The sequence below is a fragment of the Mycobacterium syngnathidarum genome, assembly GCF_001942625.1.
Classification (GTDB): domain Bacteria; phylum Actinomycetota; class Actinomycetes; order Mycobacteriales; family Mycobacteriaceae; genus Mycobacterium; species Mycobacterium syngnathidarum.
Window position 1 is genome coordinate 236,312 of record NZ_MLCL01000001.1, and the last position, 8,984, is coordinate 245,295.

Here is an 8,984-nt window from a genome sequence, read left to right on the forward strand (position 1 = left end):
GACCCGCGCGCGGGCATTGACCGAACTCTCGTATCAATACCACTACAGCAAAGTCGACAGGAGCGATTCGGTGGTGAGACACAATTCTTCACCGAACCGCATCTCAGTAGCGGACATGCGCGGACACGCGCCGGGGCCGGGGAAGATGCGGGCTACATGACGCCGATCGATCCCGCTGACCCACCGATCGAAACTCCAGGCCGAGCGGTCCAAGATCCGCCGCCGCACAAGTCGGCAAACCTCGGCAAGCAGACACTCTGGAACTACACCGTCTTTGCGATAAGCAAGAGTTCGACGCTCTTGATGACCGTCGTGGTCGCGCGTCTGCTCACCCCAGCCGAATTCGGCATCTTCGCCTTGGCGTTGTTGCTGGTCAACTTGTTCGATTACGTCAAAGACCTCGGCGTTGCAGAGTCATTGATTCAAAGTCACCGACCTTGGAATCGCATCGCCCCAACGGGATTGACCCTGTCCATCGGGTTCGGAGTCATCGCCGGAGCGGTGCTGGCATCCACGGCCGGCATCGCGGCCAAGCTGCTGCATCACCCCGACCTTGCGCCGCTGATCCGGGTCCTGGCAATCGCGTTGATGATCTCGGCCTTCAGTGTCGTGCCGTTGTCCTGGTTGCGCCGTGACCTGAACTTCCGGCGCCGACTGTTGCCTGAATTCGTCGGCGCAGTGGTCAAGACCGCACTCACGATATGGCTTGCCGCCACCGGCCACGGGGTGTGGAGCCTGGTCTACGGCCAACTTGCCGGGGTGCTGATCACCGCGATCATGTACTGGTGGGCCGCCCCTACATTCATGTGGCCGCGCTTTCAACTGGACGAAGCCAAAGCACTGCTGCGGTTCGGCATCCCGGTCACCGGGGTAACGCTGCTCGCGTACGCCATCTACAACGTGGACTACCTGGCCGTCGGAACCCGGCTCGGCACCACTGAACTCGGCCTGTACACCCTGGCATACCGGGTTCCCGAGCTCGTCGTACTCAATCTGTGTAGCGTCATCAGCGACGTCCTGTTCAGTTCGATGTCGCGGCTGCAGCACGACCGCGCGGCCATGTCCCTGCAGTACCAGAAGGCCTTGGGCATCGTTCTGGCGTTGACCGTGCCGGCCGGTGTCGGCTTGGCAGTTGTCGCCGGGCCCTTGCTGCACACCCTGTACGGCACCCAGTACGACGACGCCAAGAACATCTTGGTGGTGCTGGCCTTGTACACCGCCATCTATTCGGCTTCGTTCCACGCGGGCGATGTGTTCAAAGCGACGGGCCGGCCTGGTCTGCTCACCGCGATCAATGCGGCCAAACTCGCACTACTGGTCGCCCCCATCTGGTGGGCTGCAGGGCACAGCGCGACGCTGGTTGCGGTAGCCCTTCTCAGTGTGGAGCTGATTCATTTCGTCATTCGGATGACCGTGGTCCGCCGGGTCATCCCGATCCGGTGGCAACAGATCCTCTCGGTGGTCGGGCGGCCGGTCGTGGCAGCAATCCCCATGGCCGCCATCCTGTTTGGTATCGGCTTGGTGGTTGCTCACTGGCCGGCACCGGTCCAACTCATACTGTTGATCCCGTTGGGCATGGTGATCTATGCGGCGGCGCTGTGCGTCACTGCGCCGCAGTTGGCGAGGCCGGTCGCCGGTCGGTTGGCGGGAAGGTTGCGAAGATGAGTAGCCCAAGGCGCCTATGGCTGAACCCAGTCGTCGCGACTTGCGCGGTCCTCGGACTCGTCGTGGGTGCGCTCGCCGGATTCCTCTTCCCGGTGTCGACGACCTATCGGGCGACCGCGCAGGTGGCCCTGGTTCCGGGCCCCAACCTGACCACAGCGGACGCGTCGGCCTACTGGGAAGTACTCACCCAAGGACAAGTTTCGCGCACCGCGGCCGCCGTCTTCGCTGATCCACGGTGGGCAGCCAGCGCCGCACAGGCTGCCGAAGTCGACGAATCGAGCGTTGTCTTGACGGCCGGCGCGGTGCCCGACACCACCATGGTGTCGATCACGGCTGACGCACCGTCGGCGCACGCGGCAGAGGCCGCCGTGGCAGATCTTCTCGCCAAAGCCACGCCTGAAGTCGCGGCAGTCTCCGCTCCGTTCCAGGTCCGTGTGGTCTCACCGCCCGACGGTGCGTACGCGATGTCGACGCCACGGAGCCAGCTGATCCTGGCTGGTGCGCTGGGCGGACTGATGTTCGGCGCCGTGGTCGGAATAGGCGTCACCTGGCTGCGCTCACGCCGAAACGACGCCTCGCACCGAAACAACGAATAACCGTGTCCGAGGTGGCCCGCTCCAGCAGGTGGATCGTCGGCGTCCTCGTCGTCATGGTGGTCGTCGAAATTGCCAACCTGTCGGAGGTAGCCAGCGCTTATACCTCGGCGCCACTGCTCAAAGCCGGTGTCGGCGTTGCCACCATCGCCTTGATGTTGACGCTGCGCGACCCTGCCGCACGTGCCCGGTTGAACCGCTGGACAGTGGCCGGCGCTGCCCTGATCGGTGTCTACGTCGCAGGACAGGCGATCGCCATGGCCGGCTCCGTCGACCTCGCCGCCTCGTCGGGCGTCATGTATCGCTCCTCGGTCGACCTGGTGTACCTGTTCATCATCCTGATGTTCACCCAGATCACGGGGCGGCCATGGGCGGTCGCCGCGGCTGTGGCCGCCACCTTGGCAGTCCTCTCACTGTTGACTCTGGCCAGCTATCTGACGGGTGGAGTCCAGACTTTCGGCGGGCTGGCACAGATTTCCGCCGCCCAGGGCGAGTTGATCACCACTCAGCGGTACAGCGGACCCTACAACGACTCCAATTTCTGGGGTCGGGTACTCGTAATGGGCCTGCCGATGGCCTGGGCCCTGGCTTATCGAGCACGGCGCGCCGCGCAGCAACGGCAGGCTCTGCTCTGGCTGCTGGCCGGCGTGGCCATATTGATCGGCGCCTACCTGACTCAGTCCCGAGGGACACAGCTGTCGGCCGGGCTCGCCGCGGTGGTGTGGTTCATCGCGTCCGGACAACCGAAAAAGCTGGCGCTGGTCCCGCCGGTCGCGCTGGTGATGCTCGCGGTCCCCGGCATCGGTGACCGGATGGTGGCGCTGGTGAATGACGTACTCGGCGGGTCGGGTGGCCAACGCAGCTATGACATCGACCCTTCGGTTCTGGGCCGCGAGGCTTCCCAGGAGATGGCGTGGCAGATGTTCCAACATCGGCCCGCCTTCGGGTTCGGTCCCGGGGCGTTCGGCGCCGAGGTGCCGTACTTCACCGACCGGGTGAAGACGGCCGTCAACGAAGGACTGGTCGCCCCACACAATCTTTACGCCCAACTCCTTGCCGAGACTGGGATCACCGGGTTGCTGACCTGGGGGATCATGGTCGGCGGCGTCCTGACGATCGTGGCGCTGCGAATTGCCGCTGATCCCAAGTCGGTTGATCGCGCACTCGCCGCCGCTACGCTCACCGGCATCATCACCTGGTCGGCAGCGAGCGTATTTCTGCACCTGGCCTATTTCCGCTCGTTCGCGATCGTGCTCGCCTTGGCCTGCGCCCTCGGACCTCCAGAAGCAGTACGCCCGGAGGTGATCCGCAGCATGGTGCGGATCACTGCGCTGTGGGTCGTGGCTGTCGTGGCCGGCGTCGCAGTCGCCACGGTCAGCATGTTGGCGGCAAGCACCCCTGCGGTGCGCGCCAGCCAGAAGGTCATCATGATGCCGGTCGGTCCGCTCGATGGCTGGGCCTCGTACGCGATGAATGTCCGCGCCCGAGAAGCGTTCCTGCCAACCATGGTCGAAGTCATGTACAACACCGACGCACCCGCGGAGATCGACTCCGACTCGATCCGCGGTATCGCTACGTTCAGGGTCACCGCGTCTGACGCCGAAAGTGCCCAAAGGCGTCTGGCCAACGCATTAGCGGTGTCTCGCACGCGAATTAATGACAACATTGGGCCAATGCAGTACACGGTCGAGACCATCACCGGTGTGGAACTGGAACGCACCTCCGTGCGGTCCAAGTCGGCACTGCTGTACGCGGCCGCTTGGGGCCTGCTCACCATGGTGGCGACCCGTTTGCTGGCAGGCCGCCTCGCGAACCGATTCTGGCCGCCACGTCAGCCTGCCTCACCAGACCCCGTCGGAGCCGCAGCATGACGGACAATCGCACAGTCCTGGTTGAGTTCTCACCCTCTGGGGGACTGTTCCAGTTCGCCGCTCAACTCGGCAGCGCGTTGACGAAGCACGGTGGCGAAGTTGAATTGTGGACCGGACCGGACCCCGAAATCGCTTCTGCAGAGGCAGGATTCACCGTCCGGCCAGTGTTTCCCACCTGGCACCCCAATGACAACCCCGACAGCGGCTACGCCGGGTATCTGCTGCGCCGCGGCCGACGCGCCGGCCAGTTGGTACTGGCTTGGCTGGTGCTGGCATATCAACTGCGTCGTCGACCGCCGCGCGCGGTACTGTTCTCTCAATGGCGCTTCACCTTCGAGCCCTGGTTCGTCGTTGCCATTTGTAAGCTGTTGCCGCACACAGTGTTCGGCATCATAGCCCATGAACCGCTGCCCCGATCCGACGCCAGGGACACCAGCAAACCCAAGGAAGGTCGGCTCCTGCAGGCCTCGTTCGCGGCGGCGTGGCGAGAGATGGACGTCGTCTTCGTGCTGGGACCGCAAACCCGTCAGATCGTGCTCGACCACTGGCAGCCCAACTGCGACGTCGTGGTGATTCCACACGGCGACTCGGGCGCCATGCATCGCGGTCGACCACCAGCACCGGTCACCCAAACCGAACCGGTCGCCCTGTTCTTCGGCACCTGGACCACCTACAAAGGCATCGATGTCCTGATCGACGCCTTCGCAATTGTCAAAGCCGAGATGCCAACAGCCCACCTGATCGTCGCGGGTGCTGTCAGTGCCGATGTGGATGCCACGGAACTTCTGGCGCAGGCCGCCGCCAACGGAGTGGACGCCCGGCCCGGCTACCTTGAGATGGACGAGGTCCCGGGCCTTATCGAATCCGCCCGAGTCGTGGTCACCCCGTATATCCGCGCCAGTGCCAGCGGTGTGGCACACCTGGCCTACACATTCGGCCGTCCGGTCATCGGCACCACGGTCGGCGATCTACCCGCCGCCATCGAAGACGGCATCACCGGGCTGCTGGTCCCGCCGAACGACGCCGCGAAGCTGGCCGACGCGATGCTTCGACTGCTACAGGACCCAGAGCTGGCCGCAAGACTGGGGGAGGCTGGGCGAACCGCGGTGCAGCGCTCCTGGAGCGTTGCAGCAGCCTCGATCAGCGATGCAGTGACCGCCGCTACCAATCGGGTCAGCCCGGAGCAGTGAGCTATGGCGACCCGACGAGCCCTCTGGCAGATCGCCATCACCGCCGTCGTCGTGCCCGTCGCGATCATCGCGGTCACGAGGAGCGCCACAGATAGCCCGCAGTCGGTAGAGCCATCCCAAACATCTCGACTCCCCCTGATATCTACCGCTCCCCAACTGCCTGCCCTACCCCAACCGTTCGCCGAGAACAGCCCTTTCCGGACACCGATCCCAGCGGACGCCGAAGTCGACCCGAACAGCGCTGCGATGATCGGCGCCGTGGGCTGGGACAACAGCGCCTACGTATCGACTATCGAATTCGGACTCCCGATCTACACCGCGGACGCGGACACCCCCCGCCATTCAGTGTCGTGCGTCATCACCACATGGGGCCGCTGCCCTTTCAGGGGACAGCAGGTACCGATTCCCGACGACGCGCGGCCGCAGTACGGCTCCGACGCCGCGATGGTGGTCATTGACCCCGAAAACCGGAAGATATACGAGTTCTGGGGCGCCAAGCATGATTACGGTTCTTGGACAACCCAATGGGCCGCAGTCAACGACCTCGACGGCTCTGGTTGGGGTGGGTCGAGCACGGGTTCAGGTGCATCCCGACTAGCCGGTGTCGTCCGGGTGGCGGAGATAGCGCAAGGCTCGATTCCGCACGCATTGGCGATGGAGAGCAACAACGTGTGTGCCAATGTGTTTCGGCCACCGGCTCTCAAGACCGACGGCCGATCGACGAGACCCGACTGCATCCCCGAAGGTGCACGTATACAACTGGACCCGAGCCTGGACATCGACTCCTTGGGACTCGCACCGGCCGAGCGCTACCTGGCAGAAGCGTTACAGCGCTTCGGCGGATACATCACGGATGTCAGCGGGTCACCATTGAGCATCAGTGTCGAACGGGACAACACGGCGCCCCCCGGAACCGTCGGGCAAACGTACAGCGATGCCGGAGTCCGATGGGACTATGACGGGATGACGGACATCCCTTGGAAGAAATTGAGGGTTCTCAAATGAAACCGATTCGGGTGCTCACCCTGATCGACGGGTTTCGGATGGGTGGTGCCGAAACGCTATTGGCCCCGTTGGCCGTAGCTATGCGCGGCACCGACGTCGACATGGAGTTCGTCGGCCTCGACAGTGCATCGGTCAACTCCGACAAAACCATGAGCATTCTGGCCGAAGCAGGCGTACACCCACGATCGCTCGGAATCACTCGACTGCTGGACCCCACCGGCATCCCCCGTCTGGCCGGAGAGATCCGTAGCGGCGGATACGACCTGGTGCACACGCATCTGGAGATGTCAGCCAGCTTCGCGGTGCCCGCGGCGAAGCTCACCGGCCGGCCGGTGGTTTGCACGTTTCACCATGTGACCGAACGGTGGCCCGGCCTCGAATACTGGCGCGAGCATGTCGCTACCAAGGCCGCCACGCTCGGCGACCGCGTGCTGTTCGTCTCCGAAGCCAGCCGAGTGTCGTGGGCGCAGGTGCATCGCAACGGCCGGGTCGCGCCCAACTGGGATGTGCTGCACAACGGAATCGACGTCAGCAACTTCCACCCTGGCGAGCCAGATCCGACAGTGCGTGGCGAACTCGGCGGGGGCCCTGGACCATTGGTCGTCCTACCGGCTGCCTTCCGTGACTTCAAGGGCATCCCCGTAGCGATCGAGGCCTGGCCACTGGTGTTGCAGAAACACCCTGATGCCATCCTGTCCCTGGTCGGAGGCGGCGACGAGGAGGCTGAATACCGCAGGCTGGTCAGCGAATCGCGCTTGACCAACTCGGTGATCTTCGCCGGGGTTCGCTCCGACATGCCGCAGGTATACCGGGCCGCCGACGTGGTACTCCTCCCCTCGATCTACGGTGAGAACCTGCCCACGGTGTTGATCGAGGCATCGGCGTCGGGCAAGGCCATCGCCGCGTCCCGGATCGGCGGTATCCCCGACATCATCCTCGATGGTTCGACCGGGCTGCTGTTCGAACCCAACAACCCCACCGCATTGGCCGAAGCCGTCACCCGACTGCTGAACGAACCACGGCTACGGGCTGCGCTGGGACCGCCTGCCATCGAGCGTGCCCACAGCGAGTTCTCGGCAAGAACCTGGGCCCACCGACTCCAAGACCTCTACACAGAACTGATCGAGCGTAAACGGTGAGCGGCAAGCAGATCGACTATCTGGTGTCCAGGTTCCCGGTTACCTCGGAAACCTTTATCGTCAGGGAACTGGATGCCCTGTCGAGAACAACAGGTTTGGACATCGGGCTGCGCTCGTTGTTCCCGTCACCAGATCCGCAGGTCCACGAGGTTGCCCGGCCGTGGGTGGCCAAGCTGGTGCGTCCCGGCGCCGGGGCGAGTGCGGTCGCACTACTGTGGGCACTGTTTCGGCACCCGCTGGTTACTCTGTCGATCTTGGTCGACGTGGTCCGCGGATACGCCGCCAGGCCTGGTCTACTGGTCCGTGCGCTGGCCACGGTTCCGATCGCCGCCGCTCACGCCCGCGATCTACACCCCTCAGGCCGCACCCGGCACATCCACGCGAATTACGCTACGTACCCCGCGTTGGCTGCGTGGATCTGCTCACGACTGGCGGGCACCAGTTACAGCGTGACCATTCACGCGCATGATCTGTACGTGGACCAGTCGATGCTGGGCCCTAAACTCGACGGCGCCGATTTCGTCGTAACAGTATCGGAGTACAACCGCCGACTGCTCGAGAGCTACACCATGACGCCGGTGCACGTGATCCACTGCGGAATCGATACCAACGTATATCCGTTCCAGCCCAGGCGAATTCCCGACAACGGGCCCATCCGCGGACTGTGTGTGGCCTCGCTCCAGGAGTACAAGGGACACGAGGTGTTACTTCGGGCATTGGCCCTCGGCGGCCCCGGCGTCGACCGGATCGAGCTGGACCTGATCGGCAACGGGCCGCTGCGTGATGAATTACAGGATCTGGCGGTGGAACTCGGGCTGGGTTCGCGGATCCGGTTTCATGGGGGACAGTCTGAAACAGTGGTCAAGCAGGCCCTGGCCGAGGCCGATCTGTTCGTGTTGCCGAGCGTCATCGCCGCCGACGGTCAGATGGAGGGTCTTCCGGTCGCCCTGATGGAGTCGCTGGCGAGCGGGATACCGACCGTGTCAACGGATCTGTCGGGGATCCCCGAATTGGTGATTCCCGGGCGGACAGGCCTTTTGGCTATTCCGGCGGACGCACAGAGCCTGCGTGACACATTGGAACAACTGATATCTGCGGGCCCCGCACTGGATGACTACGCCCAAGCGGGACGCGAACTGGTCGAGCGGGAGTTCGACATCACGGCGACGACCGCAGCGATGTGTGCCCTGTTCACGACGATCTGAGAGCCGGCCATTACAGCTGGTCGGCGAACTCCCGTCGCGTAGCCTCCAGCAGGTACTCGCGGATGAAGTTCTGCAAACCGCGATGCAGCACTGCATGGTCGCCGGCAGGTGCCTGCGTCAGCTTCGGACCTGAGTTAGGACACCTCTTCCAGGTTTTCGTGCTGGAATCTCTGTGACCTGCAGCTTTGATTTCTGCAGGTCGGGTTCTGGCTTACTAAGCGGGTAGGGTCCGGTGGGTGTTCGTGCGCAAAGTGCGCACCGCCTCGGGCGCGGTGGCAGTGCAGGTGATGCGCAAAGACGGGCGCCGCGACGTCGT

Annotated in this window: 7 protein-coding genes; all 7 read left to right on the forward strand. The window is 64.0% G+C overall.

What is annotated here, in order from left to right; genetic code table 11:
• Nucleotides 1–156: 156 nt before the first annotated feature.
• From BKG60_RS01135 to BKG60_RS01165, 7 genes are read left to right on the forward strand one after another with little or no spacing between them, the layout of a single operon-like run.
• Complete coding sequence (locus BKG60_RS01135; protein WP_070943760.1) at nucleotides 157–1,665, forward strand: lipopolysaccharide biosynthesis protein; 1,509 nt, start codon at nucleotides 157–159, stop codon at nucleotides 1,663–1,665.
• The gene (locus BKG60_RS01140; protein ID WP_070186435.1) at nucleotides 1,662–2,261 is read left to right on the forward strand and encodes a YveK family protein; all 600 of its coding nucleotides are present in this window, start codon (nucleotides 1,662–1,664) and stop codon (nucleotides 2,259–2,261) included. Before BKG60_RS01135 ends, BKG60_RS01140 begins: the two co-directional genes overlap by 4 nt.
• 2 nt (nucleotides 2,262–2,263) lie before the next feature.
• On the forward strand, nucleotides 2,264–4,129 hold the full coding sequence (locus BKG60_RS01145) for an O-antigen ligase family protein (protein WP_070943759.1): 1,866 nt from the start codon (nucleotides 2,264–2,266) through the stop codon (nucleotides 4,127–4,129).
• Complete coding sequence (locus BKG60_RS01150; RefSeq protein WP_070186437.1) at nucleotides 4,126–5,319, forward strand: glycosyltransferase family 4 protein; 1,194 nt, start codon at nucleotides 4,126–4,128, stop codon at nucleotides 5,317–5,319. Before BKG60_RS01145 ends, BKG60_RS01150 begins: the two co-directional genes overlap by 4 nt.
• 3 nt (nucleotides 5,320–5,322) lie before the next feature.
• Entirely contained in the window at nucleotides 5,323–6,324 is a 1,002-nt protein-coding gene (locus BKG60_RS01155; protein ID WP_083284160.1) for a hypothetical protein, read from the forward strand.
• Nucleotides 6,321–7,463, forward strand: a complete 1,143-nt coding sequence (locus BKG60_RS01160; RefSeq protein ID WP_070186438.1) for a glycosyltransferase — start codon at nucleotides 6,321–6,323, stop codon at nucleotides 7,461–7,463. The genes BKG60_RS01155 and BKG60_RS01160 overlap by 4 nt, the downstream gene beginning before the upstream one ends.
• Nucleotides 7,460–8,668 (forward strand): glycosyltransferase, encoded by a 1,209-nt coding sequence (locus BKG60_RS01165; RefSeq protein ID WP_070943758.1) that lies wholly within the window; start codon nucleotides 7,460–7,462, stop codon nucleotides 8,666–8,668. Before BKG60_RS01160 ends, BKG60_RS01165 begins: the two co-directional genes overlap by 4 nt.
• Nucleotides 8,669–8,984 lie beyond the last annotated feature (316 nt).